This window comes from Hyella patelloides LEGE 07179 (assembly GCF_900659865.1).
GTDB lineage: Bacteria > Cyanobacteriota > Cyanobacteriia > Cyanobacteriales > Xenococcaceae > Hyella > Hyella patelloides.
In genome coordinates this window covers 21,430-46,561 of record NZ_LR213770.1, presented here as the reverse complement: position 1 = coordinate 46,561, position 25,132 = coordinate 21,430, and the positions used below count along the sequence as shown (strand labels likewise).

At 39.4% G+C, this 25,132-nt stretch carries 17 protein-coding genes; 8 read left to right on the top strand and 9 right to left on the bottom strand.

Features of this window, described 5'->3' with window-relative positions:
* Positions 1-114: 114 nt before the first annotated feature.
* Both gltD and gltB read right to left on the bottom strand, forming a co-directional pair.
* The gene (gene gltD / locus H1P_RS01415) at positions 115-1,593 is read right to left on the bottom strand and encodes a glutamate synthase small subunit (protein WP_144863404.1); all 1,479 of its coding nucleotides are present in this window, start codon (positions 1,591-1,593) and stop codon (positions 115-117) included.
* Positions 1,594-1,761: 168 nt separating this feature from the next.
* Positions 1,762-6,360 carry a glutamate synthase large subunit gene (gene gltB / locus H1P_RS01410; RefSeq protein ID WP_144863402.1) on the bottom strand — a complete coding sequence of 1,533 codons (4,599 nt, stop codon included), beginning with the start codon at positions 6,358-6,360 and terminating at the stop codon, positions 1,762-1,764.
* Positions 6,361-6,838: 478 nt separating this feature from the next.
* On the opposite strand from gltB, the gene H1P_RS01405 reads away from it, so the two are divergent.
* Complete coding sequence (locus H1P_RS01405; RefSeq protein ID WP_144863400.1) at positions 6,839-7,375, top strand: hypothetical protein; 537 nt, start codon at positions 6,839-6,841, stop codon at positions 7,373-7,375.
* A gap of 12 nt (positions 7,376-7,387) precedes the next feature.
* Positions 7,388-8,839 carry a mechanosensitive ion channel family protein gene (locus H1P_RS01400; RefSeq protein WP_144863398.1) on the top strand — a complete coding sequence of 484 codons (1,452 nt, stop codon included), beginning with the start codon at positions 7,388-7,390 and terminating at the stop codon, positions 8,837-8,839.
* Positions 8,840-8,935: 96 nt separating this feature from the next.
* On the opposite strand, the gene H1P_RS01395 is transcribed toward H1P_RS01400, so the two are convergent.
* Together H1P_RS01395 and pdxH are read right to left on the bottom strand one after the other, a co-directional pair.
* Positions 8,936-10,108, bottom strand: coding sequence for a substrate-binding domain-containing protein (locus H1P_RS01395; RefSeq protein ID WP_144863396.1), 1,173 nt, complete (start codon positions 10,106-10,108; stop codon positions 8,936-8,938).
* A 218-nt stretch (positions 10,109-10,326) separates the two neighbouring features.
* On the bottom strand, positions 10,327-10,974 hold the full coding sequence (gene pdxH / locus H1P_RS01390; protein ID WP_144863394.1) for a pyridoxamine 5'-phosphate oxidase: 648 nt from the start codon (positions 10,972-10,974) through the stop codon (positions 10,327-10,329).
* A 70-nt stretch (positions 10,975-11,044) separates the two neighbouring features.
* Between pdxH and H1P_RS01385 the strand changes: the two genes are divergently transcribed.
* The 3 genes from H1P_RS01385 (at position 11,045) to H1P_RS01375 (ending at position 14,785) form a co-directional block, all read left to right on the top strand.
* A complete protein-coding gene (locus H1P_RS01385) occupies positions 11,045-11,845 on the top strand; it encodes a segregation/condensation protein A (protein ID WP_144863392.1) in 801 nt (266 codons plus the stop codon).
* Between the two features lie 163 nt (positions 11,846-12,008).
* Entirely contained in the window at positions 12,009-13,178 is a 1,170-nt protein-coding gene (locus H1P_RS01380) for a nucleotidyltransferase family protein (protein ID WP_144863390.1), read from the top strand.
* Positions 13,179-13,501: 323 nt separating this feature from the next.
* Positions 13,502-14,785: a TldD/PmbA family protein gene (locus tag H1P_RS01375; protein ID WP_144863388.1), complete on the top strand. Its 1,284-nt coding sequence runs from the start codon at positions 13,502-13,504 to the stop codon at positions 14,783-14,785.
* A gap of 112 nt (positions 14,786-14,897) precedes the next feature.
* On the opposite strand, the gene H1P_RS01370 is transcribed toward H1P_RS01375, so the two are convergent.
* On the bottom strand, positions 14,898-15,770 hold the full coding sequence (locus H1P_RS01370; RefSeq protein ID WP_144863386.1) for an alpha/beta fold hydrolase: 873 nt from the start codon (positions 15,768-15,770) through the stop codon (positions 14,898-14,900).
* Between the two features lie 107 nt (positions 15,771-15,877).
* Positions 15,878-16,789: a helix-turn-helix transcriptional regulator gene (locus H1P_RS01365; protein WP_144863383.1), complete on the bottom strand. Its 912-nt coding sequence runs from the start codon at positions 16,787-16,789 to the stop codon at positions 15,878-15,880.
* A gap of 695 nt (positions 16,790-17,484) precedes the next feature.
* Here H1P_RS01365 and H1P_RS01360 point away from each other — a divergent pair.
* Both H1P_RS01360 and pstS read left to right on the top strand, forming a co-directional pair.
* Positions 17,485-19,122: a malectin domain-containing carbohydrate-binding protein gene (locus tag H1P_RS01360; RefSeq protein ID WP_144863381.1), complete on the top strand. Its 1,638-nt coding sequence runs from the start codon at positions 17,485-17,487 to the stop codon at positions 19,120-19,122.
* A 728-nt stretch (positions 19,123-19,850) separates the two neighbouring features.
* Positions 19,851-20,939 carry a phosphate ABC transporter substrate-binding protein PstS gene (gene pstS / locus H1P_RS01355; RefSeq protein ID WP_144863379.1) on the top strand — a complete coding sequence of 363 codons (1,089 nt, stop codon included), beginning with the start codon at positions 19,851-19,853 and terminating at the stop codon, positions 20,937-20,939.
* Positions 20,940-21,373: 434 nt separating this feature from the next.
* Here pstS and modB read toward each other — a convergent pair whose 3' ends face one another.
* From modB to modA, 3 genes are all read right to left on the bottom strand, one after another.
* The gene (gene modB / locus H1P_RS01350) at positions 21,374-23,200 is read right to left on the bottom strand and encodes a molybdate ABC transporter permease subunit (protein ID WP_186375787.1); all 1,827 of its coding nucleotides are present in this window, start codon (positions 23,198-23,200) and stop codon (positions 21,374-21,376) included.
* 103 nt (positions 23,201-23,303) lie between these two features.
* Positions 23,304-23,900 carry a class I SAM-dependent methyltransferase gene (locus tag H1P_RS01345; protein WP_144863377.1) on the bottom strand — a complete coding sequence of 199 codons (597 nt, stop codon included), beginning with the start codon at positions 23,898-23,900 and terminating at the stop codon, positions 23,304-23,306.
* 74 nt (positions 23,901-23,974) lie between these two features.
* Entirely contained in the window at positions 23,975-24,826 is an 852-nt protein-coding gene (gene modA / locus H1P_RS01340) for a molybdate ABC transporter substrate-binding protein (protein ID WP_144863375.1), read from the bottom strand.
* A gap of 86 nt (positions 24,827-24,912) precedes the next feature.
* Between modA and H1P_RS01335 the strand changes: the two genes are divergently transcribed.
* Positions 24,913-25,122: a TOBE domain-containing protein gene (locus H1P_RS01335; protein ID WP_144863373.1), complete on the top strand. Its 210-nt coding sequence runs from the start codon at positions 24,913-24,915 to the stop codon at positions 25,120-25,122.
* Positions 25,123-25,132 lie beyond the last annotated feature (10 nt).

Genomic DNA, 25,132 nt, shown 5'->3' with positions numbered 1-25,132 from the left:
CTTAGTTAAATTGGAATATTATTATTTAATGGTTTGGTGGGCAACAGACCTATTCTGAACAAGTTTGTCTATTCTTGTTATTTTTGCCCACCCTACTAAACTGCAAAAGTCAACTTAAGGCAAATCTGTACTTCCCATTAAAAAGCGATCGCATTCACGGGCTACTCCACGACCTTCGTTAAATGCCCAAACTACCAGACTTTGTCCGCGACGACAATCTCCTGCTGCGAACACACCAGGAATATTGGTAGTGTATTGTTCGTGTTCTGCTTTGATGTTATTGCGGGCATCTTTTTCTAGTCCCAAAGCATCTAGGAGGGGTTGTTCTGGGCTGAGAAATCCCATTGCTAAGAGAACTAATTGGGCGGGTACAATTTTTTCTGTGCCAGCAATTGGTTGGGGTGTAAAACGACCATTGGCATCCCTTTCCCATTGTATTTGCACGGTATGGACGGCTTTGACTTGTCCTTGTTTATCTCCTTCAAACTTGGTTGCAGTAGTGAGATAGCCACGAGGATCGTCACCAAATTGGGCAGCAGCTTCTTCTTGTCCGTAATCAAGACGGTAAACTTTAGGCCACTCTGGCCAAGGATTATTGGGAGCGCGCTCTAAGGGGGGTTGGGGCATAATTTCTAGTTGCACTAAACTACGACAACCGTGACGCACTGATGTTCCAACGCAGTCAGTTCCAGTATCACCACCACCAATAATTACCACGTCTTTATCTTTGGCAGAGATATTAGTCTCATCCTGGTTGAGAATTGCTTGAGTATTGGCAGTGAGGAATTCCATAGCAAAGTGAATGCCCTTGAGGGAACGACCTTCGATGGGTAAATCTCTGGGTTTGGTTGAACCAGTACAAAGTATTACTGAATCATATTCCTTAAGTAACTGTTCGGCAGATATATCTTTTCCAATTTCGGTATTACAGGTAAATGTTACCCCTTCTGCTTCTAATAGCTTAATGCGACGCATCACAATCTCTTGCTTATCCAGCTTCATGTTGGGAATGCCATACATCAGCAGTCCTCCTGGTCGATCCGCCCGTTCAAATACTGTCACCCAATGACCTGCTTTGTTGAGTTGAGCAGCAGCAGACAGTCCAGCAGGGCCAGAACCAACGACAGCAACCTTTCTCCCTGTTCGTTTTTGTGGTGGTTCAGGGTTTACCCAACCTGATTCCCAACCTTTTTCGATAATTGAATATTCAATATTTTTAATGGTTACTGGGGGGTTGTGAATCCCTAGAACACAAGAACCCTCGCAGGGTGCGGGACAGACGCGACCAGTAAACTCTGGGAAATTATTGGTTTTGTGCAAGCGATCTAGTGCTTCGCGCCAAAGTCCCCGATAAATCAGGTCGTTCCACTCTGGAATTAGGTTATTAATTGGGCAACCACTCGCCATACCGCTAATGTTGATGCCAGTATGACAAAAGGGCGTACCGCAGTCCATACACCTAGCAGCCTGGGTTTTAAGGTTATCCTCTGGCATGGGTAAATGGAATTCATCCCAGTTACGAATGCGATCGCGGGGAGCTAGTTCGGAAGGTTCTTCGCGCAGATATTCAATAAAGCCTGTTGGTTTTCCCATAGTTTTTTATAAAAGGATGAATGATAAATTATGAATTATGAGGAAGTTGGGGTGTAGGGATATAGGGGAGAAGGGGGTTAGGGAAATAAGGAGTAGCAAATAATACTTATTACTTATTACTTATTACTTATTACTTTATCCCTCATCCCTCATCCCTCATCCCTCACTTTAGCTTCCGCTAATACGGGCAGCATCACGAGCGTTGGCTTCAAAGGCAGCAGTTAGGGCATCGTCTCCGCTTAAACCTTCAGCGATCGCTTTTTTGATGGCTTGCAGCACACGTTTGTAGTCTCTGGGCATTACTTTGACAAATTTTGCTGCCATTTCTTCCCAGTTAGCCAACACTTTAGTTGCTTTCTGACTGCTGGTATAATCTGCGTGTTTTTGAATCATTTGGTAAATAGTTTCTAAATCTTCTTCATCCAAAGATTCAATGTCTGCCATTTGAGTATTACAACGGGTTGCAAAGTCACCTTTCTCATCGAGAATGTATGCCACTCCGCCACTCATTCCCGCAGCAAAGTTACGCCCAGTTGACCCTAGAATTACAACTTTACCACCAGTCATATATTCACAACCATGATCGCCGATGGCTTCCACTACAGCATTAACCCCAGAGTTGCGGACGCAGAATCGTTCTCCAGCGACACCATTGATATAAGCTTCACCACCAGTTGCGCCATAAAATGCCACGTTACCGATAATAATATTTTCTTCGGGGACAAAAGTAGAACCTTTGGAAGGATAAACAATTATTTTGCCACCGCTCAAACCTTTGCCTAGATAATCGTTGGCATCACCTTCTAATTCTAAAGTTACGCCCTTGGGTACGAATGCCCCAAAACTTTGTCCCGCACTACCTTGAAAATGGAGATGTACGGTATCTTCTGGTAAACCTTGCCAGTGGCGTTTACTGATTTCATTGCCTAGAATCGTACCAACTACCCGATTAATATTTCTAATGGGCAGGGTAGCTTTAACTTTTTCTCCCTTTTCAATTGCTGGTTTGCAGAGATCGAGTAACACATTCAGATCTAAGGATTTACCTAGCCCGTGATCTTGGGGAATCTGGCAATAGCGACCGACTTCCGCTCCTACTTCGGGTTGGTAAAGGATTTTTGAGAGATCGATACCTTTGGCTTTCCAATGATCTACTGCTTTCCTGGCTTCTAAGATATCAGTACGCCCTACCATTTCATTGAGGGTACGGAAGCCCAAACTTGCCATAATTTCCCGCACTTCCTGGGCAATAAACTTCATAAAGTTGACCGTATATTCGGGATCGCCGATGAAGTTTTTGCGTAACTCTGGGTTTTGAGTAGCAACTCCTGCGGGACAGGTGTTCATGTGGCAGACGCGCATCATGATACAGCCAAGGGTAACTAAGGGGGCGGTGGAAAAACCAAATTCCTCAGCACCAAGAATAGTAGCGATCGCCACATCACGACCAGTTTTCATTTGACCGTCGGTTTCTACGGCAATTCTGCTACGGAGGTTATTTAAGACCAAGGTTTGATGGGTTTCTGCTAAACCAAGTTCCCAAGGTAATCCTGCGTGTTTAATTGAGGTTTGGGGAGATGCTCCCGTACCACCGTCAAAACCAGAGATCAACACTACATCAGCATGGGCTTTAGCTACCCCAGCAGCGATCGTTCCTACCCCTACTTCCGAGACTAATTTAACGCTGATCCGCGCTTCTCTGTTGGCATTTTTCAGATCGTGGATTAACTCGGCTAAATCTTCAATGGAGTAAATATCGTGGTGAGGTGGGGGAGAAATTAAACCTACTCCTGGGGTAGAGTGACGCACCTTGGCAATCCAAGGATAAACTTTTTTCCCTGGTAATTGTCCTCCTTCACCTGGTTTTGCCCCCTGTGCCATTTTGATCTGGAGTTCTTTGGCTTGGGATAAATACAAACTGGTAACGCCGAAACGACCTGATGCTACTTGTTTAATAGCACTGTTTTTCGAGTCACCCCGATCGTTTGTCCAGGTGTAGCGTTCTGGATCTTCTCCTCCTTCCCCTGTGTTAGATTTCCCGCCAATACGATTCATGGCGATCGCTAAAGATTCATGAGCTTCTTTAGAAATTGAGCCGTAACTCATCGCTCCCGTCTTAAACCGCTTCATAATCGCTTCTACTGGCTCTACTTCTTCCAGGGGAATTGGTTCGCGGTCTTTATATTCCAGCAATCCCCGCAGAGTAAAGTGTTGCTGATTCTGCTCGTTTACTAGCTTGGCGTACTGCTTGTAAAGTTCGTAATTACCTGTTCTGACTGCTTGTTGCAAAGTGTGAATGGTTTGAGGACTAAACAAATGTGCCTCTCCGTCTTTGCGCCATTGGTATTCTCCTCCAGCATCCAGGGTATGTCCGTTAACTTCTCGTTCGGGAAAAGCATGAGCGTGACGTAAAATAGTTTCTTTGGCGATCGCTTCTAAATCTACTCCTTCAATCCTCGATGCTGTCCAGGTGAAATAGCGGTCTATTACTGAGTGATTCAGTCCAATCGCTTCAAAAATTTGCGCTCCCCGATAACTTTGAAGTGTGGAAATACCAATCTTAGAAGCAATCTTAATTGTTCCTTTGGTTACTGCTTTGATGTAGTTCTTGCAAGCAGTTTGATAGTCTACATCAGCCAGTATTCCCTGACCCATCATGTCCTCTATAGTGGCAAAAGCGAGATAGGGATTAATCGCACCGCAACCATAGCCCAGCAAGACTGCATAATGATGTACTTCCCTTGGTTCGCCCGATTCTAAGACAATGCCCACTCTAGTACGAGTACCTTGACGAATTAAGTGGTGATGTAACCCCGCAACCGCTAGCAAAGCAGGAATAGGAGCGTTATCTTTATTTATACCGCGATCGCTCAAGATAATTACACTTGTTCCTTCGGAGATCGCTTTATCTACCTCAGTACAAATATTCGTGATTGCTGCTTCTAAACCCTGTACTCCTTCTTTGGGGTTAAATAAAATGGGTAGGGTAAGAGACTGAAAATCCCCGTCTAAGTTTTTCAGCTTTGCCAATTCTGCATTGCTAATTACAGGTGTTTTTAATTTAATTAGATGGCAACTTTCGGGTTGAGGATCGAGTAAGTTACGTTCTGAACCAATAGTGGTTACTGGAGAGGTAACAATTGCTTCCCTAATTGAATCTATGGGGGGATTAGTTACTTGAGCAAATAGTTGTTGGAAATAATCATAAAGTAACTTGGGACGATCTGAAAGTACTGCTAAGGGTGTATCCGTACCCATCGAACCAAGTGCCTCTACTCCATTAAGGGCCATTGGTTTGAGTAACATCCGCAGTTCTTCAAAAGTATAACCAAAGGTCATCTGTTGCTGAATAGTCGTAGTTAGTTCTGTTGAAGAAATAGGTAACAATTCATCGGCTACTTTGGGTTCTGGTAAAGATGCCAAATCTACCAAATAGCGATCCAACCACTCCCGATAAGGATGTTCGTTAATAATTGCTTGCTTAATCTCTTCGTCAGCAACAATACGTCCCTCTTCCATATTCACCAAGAACATCTTGCCAGGCTCTAAACGCCCTTTAGATTCTACGTTTTCTGGCGCAACTTCCAGCACTCCTGCTTCTGATGCCATAATTACCAGGTCATCTTTGGTAACGTAATAACGAGAAGGACGTAAACCATTGCGATCGAGCACTGCTCCTACCATTGTCCCATCAGTAAAGGCGATGGAAGCAGGTCCATCCCAAGGTTCCATCAAACAAGAATGATATTCATAAAAAGCCTTTTGCTCATCACTCATAGATTCGTGTGCCGTCCAAGGTTCGGGGATCATCATCATAACTGCGTGGGGAAGCGATCGCCCTGCCAAGACCAATAGTTCTAAAGTATTATCAAAAATACTGGAATCACTGCCATCGATATTAATTAAATTTTGCACCTTCTTCATATCATCGCCAAATAGCTCCGATTCCAACAATGATTGCCGAGCGTGCATCCAGTTAATGTTGCCCCGTAAGGTATTAATTTCCCCGTTGTGAGCAATGTAGCGATAGGGATGGGATCTTTCCCAACTAGGAAACGTGTTAGTGCTAAAGCGCGAATGTACCAGAGCTAAAGCACTTTCTAAGTCGCGATCGTGGAGTTCGGGATAATATTCTCCTACCTGCATCGGCATCAGCATCCCTTTATAAACAATTGTTCGACAGGAGACACTGGACTCATACCAAAACGAATCCCCCAACTGTTTGCGAATCGCTTTATGAGAACGCTTGCGAATCACGAAGAGTTTTCGTTCAAAGGCTGCTTCATCTAAATCGGCAGAGCGTTGGATAAACACCTGCTGCATAAAAGGCTCGCTCGATTGAGCGGTGTGTCCCAAAGTTGAATCATCGGTAGGCACGTCACGCCAACCCAAAACTTTTTGTCCTTCTTCGGCGACAATTGTTTCAAATACCCTTCTTCCCTTCTCTCTCATCGACGACTCTGGAGAAGAGTAGATCATGCCGACACCATACTGTCCTACTTCTGGTAAATTAATACTTTCCTGGGCAGCCACCTTCTTCATAAACCTATGGGGTATTTGCATCAAGATACCAGCCCCATCACCTGTATTCGTCTCAGCACCACAAGCACCACGATGTTCGAGATTACTTAAAATCGTCAAAGCCTGTTCCACAAGCTCATGAGATTTCTTCCCATTCATATGGACGATAAATCCCACACCGCAGGCATCATGCTCGAAGCGAGGATCGTATAGACCCTGTTGGGCTGGAGGTTGGTGATGATTCATTTTAATAAACTAAATAATGTTGGCAAAGACAGATGAAATGGTGTTTAGCTAGTGGTATTTGAGGTTTAAACCTGTTGGCTTTAGCTAATTACTGTAATTTTACCGAGAGAGCTTAAGGATTCAGATTTTTTAAGGAAATGATCATAATCAAATGGTGTTGTTCAAGCCAAGGTTGCACTTTGGCAGAAAATTATTCTGACTTTTCTTCTTTATTCCTTTAATCTAATTTTTTTTCTTTCATCTCAATATAGACACGACAATATAGTAGGCATTGCATAACTTACAATGTTTAGTCTAGACGTGCTACTAAGCAGTCGGATAAAATTAATTTCCTAGTTGAGAGAGGCAATAGGCACGCTTGTAATAGGCAATAGAGAAAGCTAAATGTGTAATTAATTCTGTCTGGGTACTTACCTTGATATAATTTTATGCTACTAAAAAACAAGAGCGCGTACTGATGATTTAAAACTGTCGCAATATGGAAGATACTAATCAAAATAAGCCAAGTAATAAAGTAATATTAGAACCAGAAAGAGCTAGAGCTTTGATTATTACTTTAGCTTTAGGAATAGTTATTTGTACTGGATTAATTATTTATTCTTTAATTACTCACAATGCTGCTTTTAACTTTTTAGATAGTTCTCTTTTTAAACCTAGACTACTGTGGTTAGGTTTTGTCGGAATGATTCTATTTTTTGAAAGTTATCTATTTTTTATGATTAGCATTACTATTTTTGAATCCTTACCAGAAAAAGAAGATACGGGAAAAATAACAGCTATTATTGGAATATTATTGCTTTCGGTAATATTTTTTGTCTTATTTTTTAGTTACGATCTTGAAAATGAGTGGAGGCATTACGTAGGTTTAATCGTTACAATGACTGGTGCTATTATGACGCTTTTTAAACAAATAATTCAGCATAAATTTCCTAAAATTGCCAAAATATGGAGTTGGACAGGAGCGATATCTGTGTTTACAGGACTTCTACTTTTAGCATTTTCATTTGATTCTTAAAAATCAATAATTATGGAACAATCTCTTTGGCAAAAACCATCTTTTTTTTGGGGATTAGGTTTAATTATAATTTTTCCTTTACTAACAGTAGTTTTAGAAGAAATTACAATTGCTTTGGAAAAGCATCATAGTTATGTTGCTGCTACTTTACAAATTATTCGTAACCTAGTATTGCCAAGTTTTGCAATCTTTATTTTACTGAATAAAGTATTAGAAATTTCCGCCGATAGCTCCTCAGTACAAATCATACAAACTATAGTAGGAGTGTGTACAATTCATGCCTTGTTAACTTTACTAAATGGATTACTATTTGGTTCGGCAAAAGTAGGAACATGGCAAGCTAACACACCAAAACTATTTCGCGATTTAATTCGTTTCTTTTTAATTTTAATTGGTACGGCTATCGTACTCTCTGTAGTCTGGAAAGCAGACCTGGGGGGGGTAATTACCGCTTTAGGTGTCAGTTCAATTGTTCTTGGGTTAGCTTTACAAGATACTTTAGGTAATTTATTTTCGGGTATTACTTTACTGTTTGAGCGTCCTTTTAATTTAGGGGATTGGTTAGAATTTAATGGCACTAAAGGAAAAGTTATAGAAATCAATTGGCGTTCTGTTCATTTACTGACTAGAGAACTAGAACTATTAGTAATTCCCAATGCTATTTTGGCAAAAGAAATTATTCGTAATTATCGCCTTCCTCAAAAACTTCACGTCGAACCAGTAGATATTGGTTTTTCTTATAGCGATCCTCCTAATAAAGTCAAAAGAGTCCTTAAAGAAACAGCTTTAGCAACCAAAGGAGTGCTAGAAAAACCAGAGCCAGTTATACAAACTATTAACTATAATGATTTTTCTATTGATTATCGAGTCAGATTATTCTTAGCTGATTATGACAAAGTACCACAAATTAGAGATGAATTTGTCACTCGTATTTGGTATGCTGCCAATAGAAATAATCTCAATATTCCCTTTCCTATTCGCACTGTCTATCATGAACCACCAGTAAAGTCTAAGCAAGAAGAAATACTTTTACAATTTGTAGAGTATTTACAAACATTTCCTAGTTTTATTTATTTAGAAAATTATCATCTAGAAAAATTAGCTAAAAATGCAATTTTAAAACATTTTGGAGTAGGTGAAATTGCTATTAATCGGCAAAATGTTCAACGTAATCTTTATTTAATTATTGCAGGAAGAGCTAAAATTTCTGTACTAAACAATTTAGGTAAAGAAAAAGAAATTGCTCGAATAGCTCGTGGAGAATTTTTTGGAGAAATGTCTTTGATTTCTAATAGCTCTAGCTTGATATCTGTAACTGCGATTGAGGATTTAGAGGTCTTAATTTTAAAAACAGAAACAGTACAAGATATCTTAGAGCTTGTTCCTCGTTTATCAAGGGAAATTGGGGAAGTGATTGAAACTCGTCGCCGAGCAATTCGTATTGCGAAAAAAGATAGTAATTAAATCAGAAGTCAGTGGTAATATTTTAATTCATTTAAGCTACTAAACTTTAATTTAATATTCGCTAAAAATTCGATTCTTTAGCTGTCCGATCACTGACTAACCTCTTTGGCGGATTTTTTTCCAGAGATTTGAGTACTCATTTTTAGTTTCTGGGGAAAGGGGAGAAAGGAATTCACTATTATTAAAAGTTGCCAGGGTAGATTTTAAAACAGGGCTGTTTTCTAAGTTTGGAGCTAAGTCTTGCATACCTTGTTCCTGCGATTTAGTTGAAATCGGAGAGATAGCATTAGTAAAAAGCAATATTTGCTTTGCCGATTTGGATTCCCAACAAAAATCCATCCAATTAGCTCTGATAGAAGCAATTTGTTCGTTACTGGAAGTATCATCTCCTAAATTGGGCTGTACCCATAAATCAGCCCAAAGAGAAGTTCCTGAAGCGGGAACAGCAACAGCAATATTAGAGTAGCGTTTGGTAATAGCTAAAACATCCGTAGACCAGCCTACAGCTAACCAAGTATCACCCAAAGCTAGGGGTTGCAAATATTTATCGGAACTATAAAACTTAACCTGTTGTTGCAATTGTTGTAATTCTGTTTCTAAATTAGGAATTTGACTTAGATTATTAGTGTTATAAGAATGCCCTAATTTTTTTAAAGTTAAACCAATTACTTCTCGATAGTCATCCAATAGAGAAATACGCCCTCGTAACTCCTCACGCCATAAGTCTGACCAATCTGTAGGAGTCCAAGCTATTTTATCTTTACGATAGGCAATTACCGTATTACCCCAACGATAGGGCGCACCATACACTTCTCCTTGAGCATTGAGATTACCTTCACGATCGCGCTTAACTAAATTTTGCCATCTAGTTGGTAAACTAGACCAGCCCTCTAATTTACTGGTATCTAGGGGTTGAACTAGCTGGTCAGCGATCGCTTTTTGCAGCCAAGAGTCACCCAGAGTAACTATACTAGCTTGCTGAGGGTTATTTCTACCGATGATAGGTAAAGAATCAATCACAGATTGCTCTTGTTCATCTGGTTTTTGCCAAGCTTCGAGTAAGTCAAAGATTGCTTGTAGATTAACTTCGGGTATCAGTTTTATTTGACCCGTTTGGGCAATAATTTTCTGAAAATCGCCTAGCAATTGAGGTGGAATTGAATCTTGTAGGAAAGTTACATCTAAAGTATTTTGAGAGCCACTACAACCAGACAACATACCAGCAGTAGCAGCTAGAGATGTTAGTAAAAAAGTACGGCGATTCAGCATTCTATCAAGGATGAGGTATGAAGTATGAAGTATGAGGGATGAAGTATGAAGTCGTGATGTCAGTCGTCAGAAGTAGCAAGTAATCAACAACTAACAACCAGAAGTGCGACCCCGCGTCGACGAAAGGCGCTCTGGGTAGCGCACTTCCCGAAGGGCAACCAACAACCAGCAACCAGCAAATAACCACTAACCACTAACCACTAACCACCAAACACTAACTAAGGAGATAATCTGGCAATTTTCCAGGTGTTATCTTGTTGTAAATGATAGACTAAGCGGTCATGAAGGCGACTGGGACGACCTTGCCAGAACTCGATAGTTTGAGGAATTACGCGAAAACCACCCCAATGAGAAGGACGAGAAATAATTTGGACATCCGCATACTGTTTTTCTAATTCTTGCTGTCTCTTCTCTAGAATTTCGCGATTATCGATTACTTGACTTTGATTAGATGTCCAAGCACCAATTTGAGAACCTAAAGGACGAGAATGAAAATAAGCATCAGATTCTTCGTCGCTAATTTTTACGACTTTGCCTTCTATTCTGACCTGTCGCTCCAGCTTATCCCACAAAAATACTAAAGCAGCCCAAGGATTAGCTATCAACTGTTGCCCTTTGGCACTTTCGTAATTAGTGTAAAAGACAAAACCCCTCTCATCATAACCTTTAAGTAAGACAATTCTAGCTGTAGGCTTGCCATCAGGGGAGGCAGTTGCTAAAGTCATGGCGTTTGGTTCGATAAAGTCTGCCTTTAATGCCTCTTGAAACCAGGATGCAAACTGTTTGATAGGATTGGCATTAATTTCTGCTTCTAATAAACCCGCAAAGGTGTAATTTTGGCGTAAATCTGCTACTTTTCGATCCATATTTACTATACTTTTAGGCAATAAAGTCTAAATTTACTTATTCTCAATATATTTATTGATATTGTGACTGATGGCAATCATTCCTGCACAAATCGCGATCGCAAATTTAATAGATTCTGCGGAAAAAGGAGATATCGATCCTTGGGATGTTCCTGTAATTGAAGTGATCGACCGCTTCTTGCAAGAACTCGGATTGATGGAAACGACAGAATTATCAACCACTGAAGCCAATCTTCCTCAATCTGGACAAGCCTTTTTATGGGCATCAATGCTGGTGTTACTCAAAGCTGATACCTTACAATTGCTACAAGAAATTTATCAAGAAGAAGAAACAGACACCGAGTTTTTGGAAGAATTAACTCTGGACGATCTTGAGCAATCACCTTCCTTACCACCTTTTTTAGAACGTCATTTGCGCCGTCGTACTTCTGTTCCTCCCAAAGGAAAACGTAAAGTAACGTTACAAGAGTTGATAGAACAGTTAGAACAAATTGCAGCCGAAATTGAAGCTACAACTACAGGAACGCCAAAACCCAAGCGTTCTAGTACTTCCAGACGGGCTGCCATGAAAGCGATCGCTAATTTAGCACACAATGAAAACTTAACCGAGTTAGCAATCCAACTAGAAAACTTTTTAGCTCTTAAATTTCCTCAGCTATCTGCTAGCCAAGATTTTCTCAATTGGGAACATCTTTTGAGCCATTGGCATCAAGATCGACCAGCAGACTGGAAGCAACATCAACATACAGAAAATCAAGATCGTGCAGGAATTTTTTGGGCATTATTGTTACTATCTGCTCAATCTAAAGTAGAGTTATCCCAAGAAGAATTTTATCAAGATCTCAGTATTAGACCAATTGTGAGTCTTTAAAATCAAGAAATAGTTAAGATAAAAGTGATTAAGCCCAATAATAATCTCAGTCAAAATGCTGAATTTTCAATATGGTATTCAGGAATATTTCATCGGGGTAATATTGTTGGTAGACTAAAAGAATTAAAAATTTTAACTTGCGTTCGGTTGAGGAGAAGCTTGAATGAAAGCCATGATCTTGGCAGCCGGTAAAGGTACTCGTGTTCGCCCAATTACCTATACTATACCCAAACCCCTAATTCCTATTTTGCAAAAGCCAGTAATGGAGTTTCTTTTAGAACTTCTCAAACAACATGGCTTCGATCAGATTATGGTTAATGTCAGCCACCTCGCTGAAGAAATAGAAAGCTATTTTCGTGATGGTCAAGGTTTTGGGGTAAGTATTGGTTACTCGTTTGAAGGAAAAATCATTGAAGGAAAACTGGTAGGGGAAGCTGTAGGCTCTGCTGGCGGACTCAAAAAAATACAAGAGTTTAATGCTTTTTTTGATGATACCTTTATTGTTCTTTGCGGAGATGCCCTAATTGACTTAGACTTAACCGCAGCCGTTAAATGGCACAAAGAAAAAGGAGCAATTGCTACTATTGTTACTAAATCAGTACCAAAAGAAGATGTTCCTAGTTATGGTGTAGTAGTTACTGACGATGACAGTAAAGTTCAATCTTTCCAAGAAAAACCTGCTGTAGAAGAAGCTCTAAGCACCGAAATTAATACAGGGATTTACATCTTTGAGCCAGAAATTTTTGACTACATTCCTCCCCATCAAGAATATGATATTGGTGGCGAACTATTCCCCAAATTGGTGGCAAAAAACGCGCCCTTTTATGCCGTATCAATGGATTTTGAATGGGTAGATATTGGTAAAGTTCCTGACTATTGGCACGCTATTCGTAGTGTACTTCGAGGAGAAGTCAAAAATGTCAAAATACCAGGCTCAGAAGTTAAACCAGGCATTTACACTGGTTTGAATGTAGCAGTTAATTGGGATAAAGTTAATATCCAAGGGCCCGTCTATATCGGTGGTATGACCAAAATTGAAGACGGAGCAACTATTATTGGCCCGACGATGATTGGCCCTAACTGCTGGATTTGTAGCGATTCCACCATAGATAATAGTGTAATTTTCGAGTATTCTCGTTTAGGTAAAGGAGTTTTTTTAGTCAATAAGCTAGTCTTTGGTCGTTACTGTGTAGATAAAGATGGAGTAGCTATTGATTTGCAAGCTGCTGCTTTGGATTGGCTGATTACCGATGCTCGTCAAGAACCTCCAGAAGAAGCAGAACACGAAATTGCTATTAAAGATTTTCGTGAAGAAGCACAAAATAAGAGTTAATAGTTAATCAATTGTTTTTTTGGTTGTTTGCGTTTTTAATTGGCGATTCTAAATCGGGAAATTTTTACAAGACATGAGATTTAATGTAGGGGTTTGGCAATGCTAAACCCCTACTGTTGTATTCTTTTTGCTTGATTAATTTATCGGAAATATCTAAATGTTCGCTACAGATCGGTAAATGAGTACAAACAATAATTTTTTCTACATCTTGTCTTACAAAACCTATGCATAGTTAGTATATGATTCTCTGTCAACACGGGAGTGGAATCTGCTCTTTGACCAAGAGCATTTCCTCCCGTCATACTTCAAATTAACTATTAGCGATGAATCATCAACTGGAAGAATTATTAAACCTAGCTCAAGCTCAAGGTGCTAGTCATAGTGAAGTTTATCAGGTACAGTCTCAATCTCGTCCTGTTTTTTTTGAAGGAAATCGTCTCAAGCAGTTAGAAAATTCTCAATCAACAGGTACAGCACTAAGATTGTGGTATCAAGGATGTCCAGGGGTTGCAGTAGCTTACGGAGAAATTAAACCCCAAATTCTCGTAGGTAAGGCGATCGCTATTTCCCAACTTAATACCCCAGAAAACATCGATTTAACCCCTGCTAGAACAGAGATTCACCCTAATAGCGGTCAAAGTTTAACTGTGGAGGAGTTAATCTCTATCGGTCAAGATGCCATTGCCAAAATTCGCGATTTGTATCCTGAAACTATCTGTAGTGCGGAATTTGATTGTGAAACCGAAGCCACAATTCTAGTTAATTCTCAAGGACTCCATTGTGAATATACAGATACTACTCTAAGTTATTATCTGGGAGTGGAGTTAGTTAAAGATGAAGATTTTTTAGGGATTTACGATGGGGAAGACAGCAAAAATTCCTTAAAATGCGATCGCGCAATTGCCGATATCGAACAACGTTTAGCTTGGGCGGAAACTAACACTAATACCCCCGCAGGAAAATTCCCCGTACTTTTTACGGCTAATGCAGCTACTTTACTCTGGGATACTGTAGTGTCTGCTTTAAACGGCAAAAGAGTCAGAGAAAATTCTTCTCCTTGGAGTAGCTATCAAGATAAAATGGTGGCTTCTCCTTTGTTAACTATTTCTCAAAAGCCAGAGCGAGAACCCTATAGTTGTCCTTTTGATGATGAAGGAACACCCACTAAAACTTTAAATCTAATTACCGCAGGTCAGTTAAATAATTTTTATTGCGATCGCACTATCGCTAAAGAATTGGGGATTCCACCCACAGGAAACGGCTTTCGTCCCGATCTCGGTAGCTATCCTACTCCTTCTTTAACCAATCTGATTGTCGAACCTGGTGATAGCTCGTTAACTCAATTAATCGCTCAACTAGATAATGGGATTATCGTAGACCAAATTTTAGGGGGAGGCGCAGATATTTCAGGGGATTTTTCGGTTAATGTCGAGCTTGGCTATCGAGTCAGTGGTGGTGAAGTGGTAGGTAGAATTAAAGATACTGCTATCTCTGGTAATGTTTACAATATAATTCAACAAATAGTCACTTTAGGAAACGATGTGCTTTGGAATGGCTCTTGCAATACTCCTTCTTTGATTGTGGAAGGTTTATCTGTCGTTAGCTAAGTAGGTTAATTTAATTATTCGTAGTAGGCGGATTCATAAATGCGCGAAAAATCAAAAATAATTTATTTGTTGAATCCTCCGACTTCGCAGCAGAGGTATTACTCATTACTTATTACTCATTACTCATTACTCGTGAAGAGTGTTTTTTGAGCCAACTTAACAGCAATTGATTAGTCCTATCTGGTTGTTCGAGCATCAACCAATGTCCTGCTTGTTCGATACTAATGTATTGCCACTCCTGTGAAATGTATTTACCAGAGTTTTTCATCTGTGACTCCCAGAGAAATTCGTCTCTTTCACTCCAAATACCCAAAGTTGGCACATTAATAAGCTTAGGTTCTGGTAATTGTCCAGTTGAAGCAGCTAATAGATATTCGGGAACTGGATTAGCTTTTTCAATTCTTTGCATATTTTTCCACATTGCTGATTTTAACGCGTTTTCGACAATGCGATCGCCATAAGGATGGGAACGTAAAACTTCGCGAAATAAATAACCATTATTAGCAAGATAGAGTTGGGGAGCAATATCTTGAATGTTCAGAAAGTAAACCCATTGAAGTTGTAAATTTTCTAGGGATATAGTTAAAAACTCGGCTAAATGTCCCACTGACATTGCTGTGTAAGTATTTAATAATTCGGTATCAGTAGCCAATTGCCAACCCAAAACAGCACCATAATCATGAGCAATACAATGAACTTTATTGAGATTGAGTTTTTCGAGTAGAGTTACTAAATCTTTCACTAAATTAGTTAGCTGATATCTTTCTATTTCTGGTGGTGCTTCACTCAATCCATAGCCTGGTAAATCTGGACATATAACCCTGTAACCAGCCTCAATCAAAGCGGGTATTTGCTGATGCCAAACTGTGCCATCATCTGGCCAACCATGAAGCAAGAGTACAGTTTCTTCGCCTTGTTGAGAGTCTCGGAGATAATATTGAACTCCGTTTAATTGAAGCCTACTTGTGTGTAAATTATCCAACATTATTTTTCGTGAATCAATTAATTTGTCTATTTGAGAAATTAACCGAATACACTAACTAAGTTCTTGTCTTTTCTTGCGATAGAGTTTTAATCTAGAACACATTCTTGTCAACTAAGCCGAAACTTTTGGGGAGAGATGCCCACAATACGCCTAAAATGGCGACTGAGATGACTTTGATGAGCAAAACCGCAAGATAAAGCTATTTCCACAGTTGTCAGATCGGAATGTTTGAGTAATTGTTTGGCTCTTTCGATTCTGCGTCTGATGATGTATTGATGAGGTGGAATTTGAATAACTTGTTTGAATAAATGACAAAAATAAAATTTACTAATTCCTGCAATTTTGGCTAAATCTTCCAATCGAATGTCTGTATCGAGATGAGCTTCAATAAAATCTAAAACTTCTTGTTGTTTTTTACGAGAGAAAGCTGCTAAATCTGGTTTTTTCAGAGGAACAACCGAGAAACTCTTGACTAAATGAATTGCTAAAGATGTGCCGAATGATTCTCCATACAGTCTTCCTGCTGGACATTTTGCTACCAAATCTGCTTTTAAAGCTTGAACAATAGCTTGAATAGTGGGGTCAAATACCTGCCATTGAGGTCTTAACTCTAAGCGATCGCGCATTACTGCCGAAGGCAGACCGCTATTAGACATTTGTTGCGCTATTCGAGTAAATAATTCTGACTCGAAGGTCATTACTGTAAAGCTCAACGGCTGTTCCCACCTTGTCCAGTGAGTTGTCTTAGCTGGACAAAAACAGATTTCTCCTTCTTGAAGACGATGGGAAAAATGTTGCTCTCCCAGACAACGATGATGATCTGATTCCCCACCAGCATCAATAATTTCTAGAGCGTGTTGATGAAAGGTAGATTGGGGAGTTTCGCAACCAGGATATCGATCGTAATAAGCCAAAAAGAAATTTTCCCAGCCAGCTTGATGACTGGAAAACTTAGGGACAGAGGGCAAAATTTCCGTGAAAGCCTCTGCTCGATTTAGGTCAATACTTCTATCACTCATAAATGGGATAGTCTAGTTTGAAAGCACGGTGGAAAACAAATGTCATAATGACTGATGCAATTATCTAGTGAAACTCGATTGCTGACTTAATCAAAATGTCCACAAACATAATATTTTTATCTTTATAGCTGAAGTCTTCTAGACTAAAACTCTTGTATCTCTTCTTGATTTTTACAAATATATCTTAGACTACATTCGTATGAACTATCCAATGTAGAACTCAGGACAATACGAAATGTCCGAGTTTAATAGACCTGTTGGGAAACAATCCTTGAAATTAACTAAAATCTTTTATCTATAAAGCTTTCAGTTTTTGTAAAAACCAAATAGCTAAAATCCTTTCTGTAAAAACGTTTTAGAGAATATAGGCTCTTATTTCCAGACAACTCTAATATCGAAGTCAACTTTAGTGACGGAAACCTAACTGTTTTTCAGCAAGCAGTTTTTACAGATGCAGCCGAACGTTGGAGTGAAATTATTGTCGAAGATTTACCTGATGTCGGAAAAGTAGACGATTCGACAATTTATTGATTGATGAATTAATAGCAGATTGACTTCAATTTCGGCAATGCTATTAAATTTTCCTGTTCTTTGTAAGTGGAATTTAAATAGTACAAAGTAAAATTTCAGCGAACTCTTAAACAATTAGGAACACATCCTCTTCTCATTTATTCGTCTGACTAGGAGATTCAGAAATGGCAATAGACATTCAACAAATTAGAAATGCGGGAATATCGCAGCGAGCTACAGATTATATTAATAATCTAAATGCAGATCGGAAGGAAGCTGTCTTACAAGATGAGGCAATGGAAGACACTATTAATGCTATCAATGCAACAGATTCAGTGCCTGAAGATGCAATAGAAATAACCACAGCAGATCGAAATGCAGCATCTCAAATTGAAAATGGTCAAGGCAAAACCTTTGTTCTTCGAGGTAATCTTAATTTCAATAAAACCCTGAGAATACCTAACGATGTTACGATTTATGTTGATGGCACTATCACCAAAAATGGTAGCCACAGTGCAGACTTTTATGATGATGAAAATACCAACGATTCTGTTGATGCGGTATTCCGAGTAGACGATCGCTCTAACGTTAAGCTCATTGGGGTCAATAATGCTAAATTAGTCAGCAATCAGCGAGCCACTGGTGTCTATATAGAAGGCTCTGACAATGTTGAAGTGCGGGGTTTTGATATCGGTAATGTGTGGGAAGGTGTGGTTGCTCACTGGGGTAATAACGACGTAAAAATTTTCAACAATTACATTCACGATACTGGCAAACGCGCCATTTGGAGTTTAGGCTCAGACGGAACGGAAGCTGCTCACAACTTTATTGAAAACGCAGGTGGAGACGGGTTTGATTGGGATGCCTATGCTACAGGTAATGTTGCCTATGAAAACGTAGTCGTCGGCTGGCGACGTTGGGCTGGATTTGTTGAAGAGGGCGCACAGGACAGCTACTTTGCCAAAAATATGGCGATTATGGCAGAGTTTGAATATAAACATCCCGATCCCAACAACGTTCCTGATAGTACGCAATACACCATGGGTTGGGCGGATAATGGTACTACTCCAGGTATCAATCGTCTTACTCAGAATAATTACTTTATCGGCAATACCCTATTTAAACCTTCAAGTTACACGCGGAGAAAAAGTGGAGGAGATTACTTTGCGAAAAGAAATCAGCAAGGTAAGGGTAAAACATACTTCTGGGGTAATAAAGGGAACGTTGGATTTGCACTCAATAGCAATAGTGATGTACCTGACTCACAGCAGAATCCTCAAGATAGTTGGTATCAAGCAGAATTTGCACCCACTGTTGCCCCAGGACAAAGCACCCTTGATAAGTTTGAGAACTTATTTCCCGTATTCGGTAGTTCTCAAGAACCGATTCGCATTAATGCTGGAGGAGAAGCTTTTACCGATGAAAGTGGCAACCAATGGAGTGCCGATCGATTTTCTCAAGGAGGTCAGCTTTATGCCACCACTGCAGGTATTGACTCTACACGGGATGACCCTTTATTGCAAACCGAACGCTTTGGTCAAAATTTTTCTTATGCAATACCAGTTGAAAACGGAAACTATCAAGTTAATCTGGGCTTTGCTGAAATTTATTGGAATGAATCGAATCAGCGTATTTTCGATTTAGAGATAGAAAACGAGCTCGTAATTGACGACCTCGATATCTATGCTGAAGCAGGCGGTAAAAATGAGGCTTTAGAAAAGTCATTTTCAGTTGAAGTGCAAGACGGCACACTTAATCTAGATTTTAGTACTACTATTGACAGTGCTAAAATCTCGACAATTGAAGTTGTCATGACACCTTGAGCGAATTAAGAGAGATTGTCAGAAATAAATAGCCGAAGCATCTGAAATGCCACTCGTGGATATTAGATTTCTTGTAGAAGTCAGGGGAAGGGGCGCGAAAGGGAAATATATCCAAAAAAGATAGCTGTTGCCACTTTATTGATTAACTTAAAGTCTCCTCTTCCATAAAAGCAATTGTTATACCTTTTCCCTCTTCAGCTTCCTTCTGAGATGAACTGATTTTCCCCCTGGATAGTTTCTAAAGTTTGTTAAATTTCTGGGGCGACAAAGAACACTTAAAATTTTATCTAGTAAGGATTATAGATACATTAACTGAGAAAAAATGAATCGTTTTGAAAGGTCTTTTTTGAAATGATAATCGCGATCGCGAAGTGTCAGGCTATGAGGCGAACTCATTACTGAAAGCTCTAATTTTTTCGTTAAAATAAAAAATTTTTGAGACGAATTATCACTTTCCAGGTTTAATTTATGCTTTATATTAACTTTTTTGCTGCCGTTTACCGCCTTTTGAAGAAATTCGATGATTAAAAAAACACTTGATTGAAAAAATATCATTCTGTATGTGTTCCTATCATAAACTATATATTTGTTAAAGTTATATAAGATATTCAAATATTATATACTCTAAAATAAAATATACACTTATAAAGTCTTAAATTTCTCTTTACCTAAATCAAATATCGTTTATCTATCAGAAAATAATTCAATAAACATTACACTCAAAATAGATGATTTCTAAAACTAAACGAAATTTTTGCATAACTTTAGTATCAGCTTTATCTTTAGCAGTGGTTGCCCAAAATATAGATATTTCTTCTAATAGAGCTAATATTTCTACACCAGTTGCCAATGCTCAGGGTATAAGTTTATCTGGTGCAGGTGCATCTTTTCCTGCTCCTTTGTATCAACGTTGGTTCTCCGAATACAACAAACAAAATCCTGATACTCAAATTAGCTATCAGTCTGTTGGTAGTGGTGCTGGAGTAAACCAGTATCTTGAAGGTACAGTGGATTTTGGTGCTTCTGATGCACCCTTAAGCGATGAAGAGCGTCAAACTTTTGAGCAAACTTATGGACAACCTCCCATACAAGTACCGATGGTTGCTGGCAGTGTGGTATTTGCATACAACTTACCTGGAGTAGAAAATTTAGAATTACCCCGCGATGTTTACTGTGGCATTGTTAATGGCGATATTAGTAGTTGGAACGATCCTGCAATTACTGAAGCTAACCCTACCGCTAGCTTACCCGATACTCCTATTAGCTGGATACATCGTTCTGACGGTAGCGGAACCACTTTCTTATTTACTAACCATATTGCAGCAGCTTGTCCTAATTGGCAGGGAGGCGCAGACAAAACTGTAGAATGGCCTACAGGTATTGGCGCAAAAGGAAACGAAGGTATATCTGCTCAGGTGTTACAAACTGAAGGCGGAATTGGCTACGTAGAATATGCCTATGCTACAGAAAATGGTATCTCCGCAGCAGCAATTGAAAATCAATCAGGTAATATCATTGCACCTTCTCCTGAAGCAGCATCTTTAGTTTTTGAGGGAGAAACTATCCCTGAAGATTTCGCGCTAACTGTACCCGACCCTGCCAATCCCGAAGCTTACCCCATAGCTGGTTTAACCTGGCTATTACTTTACCCTGAGTATGACGATCCTAATAAAGCAGAAGCTATACAGGGTATGATTGACTGGGCTTTAAATAGTGGAGATGAATATGCCGAACAACTAGGTTATATTTCTCTTCCCACAGATGTAGAACAGCGAGTTGTTCAAACCGTGCAACAAGAAGTTGTAGCTAATCAATAAAGCTGATATCTCTAGTGATTACTAAAGGTAAATTTAAATTGTGGGGGCAAAAATTGATTTGTCCCTATAAAAATAATCTACTGAAGTAGATAGCCATAATAGTTATTAAGAATATAGTCAAGGGTTACACTACATTCTTAATTTTTTTTACTGTATTTGACTACAAATAATGACAAATTCATTAACATTTCACTATACTGATTGAGATTTTTTAATTTCTTTATCTTCTTAAAGCTCGCTTGCTAACAGCTTCGCTTGCTAATAGCTTTGTACTTAACGGCTCTTCCAACAATCACGCTACTGAATTCAAGACGATTACGCCTTTGCGTTGTCTACAATCGAGTAGGGTCGTCTACCCTGTTTGACTGGCAATCGCGCTTATAGCTTATAGCTTATAGCTAGGAGCGAAGCTCCTTTATTTTTGATTTCAAATATTAAGCTGAAAGAAGCATAATTCGTAATGAATTGAGTTGAATTTTCCAGGGGAAGGGACGATCTTTTAATTCCAGCCATTTTTCTTTAAAAACTTCCGCTTGTAAATGATAATCTTCAGGACTATCAGCAGGTTGGTTTAATTTGAGATACAAAGTCATGCGGTGTTGGGTTTCGCTGATTGTGGCTAACCAACAAGAGAAAGTATTTGCTTCGTTGTCTGTATCGGGAAAAATTAGTTGATGGGCGCGAATTCCTACATATTCCAGGGATTTTGGTACGGGTTCGATTACTTCTAAGATACAATTCCAATCGATCGCCTTTACTTGACCTTCTGATATGGCTACGGCGCGGGAAAAGTTTTTACAGCCAGTTAATTGGGCGGTTCTGAAATTACGGGGATGCTCAAATATATCTTGTTTTATGCCATTAGCGATCGCTTCTCCCCGATCTACTACTAACAGTTGAGGACATACCCGATAAGCTTCTTCTAAGTTATGGGTAATAAATAGAGTCACTCCTTGATAGCGAATCAGATTATTTCTGAGAAGTTTTTCTTGTTTATCACGTAAATAGGTATCTAAAGCTGAAAAAGGCTCATCTAATAGCATTATCCCTGGTTCACTTGCTTTAGCTCTGGCTAATGCGACTCTTTGCTGTTGTCCTCCCGAAATTTCTCCAGGATAGCGATCGCTAATTCCTGGTAAGTCTACGGCGATTAATTGTTTTTCTACTTCTTGTTTGATTTCCCGCCGAGATTTTCCTGACTGCATCCCAAAGGCAATATTTTCCGCGATAGTTAGATGGGGAAACAGAGCATAATTTTGAAACAAAAAACCACAGGGGCGATCTCGTGGCGGTAGATTAATGCCTCGCTCCGAATCAAATAATACTTTACCATTTAAAACAATACGTCCTCGATCTGGACTATCCAATCCAGCAATACATCGCAAAATCAGACTTTTACCCGCGCCAGAAGCACCAAGCAATCCTAACGGCGTTTGATCTGTTTGAAAAGAGACATCTAGTAAAAAGCCTGGTAGCTGTTTTTGGATATCGACAATTAATTCGATTTTGGCTTGGGGTACGGGATAATCTAGAGGTTTTTTGCGTTTTGCCGACATCTTAGGGCATAGGGCGAACAGCCTGCCCCTACCAGGTTTTGATTTGTAATCCCCATTTACTTCTGTACCATAATTAACCGCCGTAATTACCCCCAGAGAAATCACCAGCATAATAATTACCAGCAGCAACGCTCGATCCATCGCCCCACCTTCAGCAGCAAAGAAAATTGCAATGGGAATTGTCTCAGTTTTACCAGGAATCGAACCAGCTAACATTAAAGTTGCGCCAAATTCGCCTAAAGCGCGAGCAAAAGCGAGTAAAGTACCAGCAATTAACCCAGGTCTAGCTAAAGGCAACATAATTCGCCAGAAAATTAGCCATTCTGAAGCTCCAAGGGTTCTGGCACAGGCAATTAAACTAGCATCGATCTGTTTGAATGCTCCTGAAGCAGTCTTATACATCAAGGGAAAAGCTACCACTGTTGAGGCGATAACGGTAGCATACCAAGAGAAAATAACTGTAACGCCAAAATAATCTAAGATTTGACCGATAAATCCATTTCTACCGAATAGCAGCAATAATAAAAAACCCACTACTGTAGGAGGAAGTACCAAAGGGGCAGTTAATAAACCTTCAATTAATCCTTTAGATTTACCTCGATAGCCCAACATCCACCGCGCTGCCATAATGCCCAGGAAAAAAGTAATTACCGTGGCAGTAGTAGCAGTTTTGAGAGATATCCAGATGGGGGTTAAGTCAGTCATTATTTGGTAGGGGCGCGATGCGCGATGCGCGATGCGAAGCGAGTCCTTTAGGAAAGCGAGTCCTTTAGGGAACGCCCGTTCGCTCGTACAATAAAGAATAAAATTATTTTTTCCTGGCAACAATATGAAAAATGTGCCAGTCTCTATCTTCTCCCAGAGGGGTTTTGCCTGGATGTTCTTCTTCTTCAAGTAGTTCAATTGCGTAGGGTTTGAGTAAGGTTTCTACTTGAGATCGCGTAAAACAATTAACTAACTCACTATCGCCCCAAGAATCGCGATTTCCAAATAAATGTCCGCAAAATCTACCACCAGTCACTAAAGAATTAAATATCTTGTTCCATAAGTTAGGAAAAGCGGAGGTCGAGCAAAAGGGTAAAGAAAAGCTGGCATTGATTAAATTTACTGATTGGGGAAGCTGTAACTCTTCAAAGCTAGCTACTTGAGTAGTTAATTGCAGGGTATTAATATTAGGACGAGCTAGTAAGCGGGTAATTGCATCTAGTTCTCGATCGATCGCCAATACTGCCCAATCATGTCGTAACATTTCTACTGTATCTCTACCATCTCCACAACCAAGATCGATCGCTATTCCTGACTCTTTAAAAGCAGCAAGGGCTGTCAAAATCGTTTTTCTTGGTGGACGATTAGCTATGGCATCATAATATGCTTTCCAGTCGCGTTTTAGGGTTGGGATATTCATAAATTTTGTGCTTTTTTTCTTTGTTTTTCGTCTTTTGTTATTTGTATCAATAACCAATAATTAATGACTAACTACTAACTATCTCGATCCCGCTTGACGGGACTAACAACCGACACAAACCCATGCTCTTTAAATACTGCTTGGGCTTCGGGGGTGGTTAAAAACTCTATTAGTTGAGTTGCTGCTTCTGAGTTATCGCTATCTTTCATTACTGCGATAGGATAAATGACGGGGGAATGGCTGGTTTCTGGGGCGGTAGCTACTATTTGGACATTATCAGAAACTTGAGCATCAGTACGATAAACAATCCCTGCATCAACGTTACCCGTAGCGACGTAATTGAGAACTTGACGAACATCTTTACCGTAAACAGCTTTAGAATTTACTTTGTCGGCAATCTCAAAAGAAGTTAAGACTTCTTGGGCATATTTACCCGCAGGAACGCTTTCTGGTTCGCCCAGAGCGATCATAGTTATTTCTTTGGTAGTTAAATCCTCAAAATTATCGATCTTAAGATCGTTTTTAGCATGACTTTCAGGAGTAACTAAAACCATTTGATTTTTCAATAAATCTTGGCGAGTTTCTATTAGTAATAAATCCTGTTTTTCTAAAGCATCTATTTGATTGGTTGCAGCAGAAATAAAAACATCTACAGGTGCGCCCTGTTCGATTTGACGTTGTAATGAACCAGAAGAAGCAAAATTGTAGATAATTTCGGTTTCAGGGTGCTTCTGCTGATAAATAGGCTCAATTTCTTCCATAACATTTTTTAAGCTAGCTGCTGCTGATACAGTTAATTGAGTTGATGGAGTAGCAATACTGGGTTTTTCTAGGCTAATATTACTTAGGCGATCGCATCCTACTATTAAAAATAAGGATAAGATACTAAGACTTAAAAAGTATAATATTTTTTTTTGTTTTTTCATAATTAAGATTCTCCAAAAAACAAACCTATAATGATAAAATTTGATTTGAATATAATATTTTCATTCAAATAGCAAGAGGTTTGGATATGAAATTAAGCACTCGCAATACTTTCAAAGGTACAGTTAAAAAGATCGAATTAGGAGCAGTTAATGCTGAAATAACTTTAGAAATAGCACCTGGGGTTGAAGTAGTTTCTATAATTACTAAATCTTCAGCAGAAAGACTTAGTTTAGCAGAAGGTAAAGAAGTCTATGCTTTGGTTAAAGCTACAGATGTAGCAATTGCTGTTGATTAAATTCATTAGA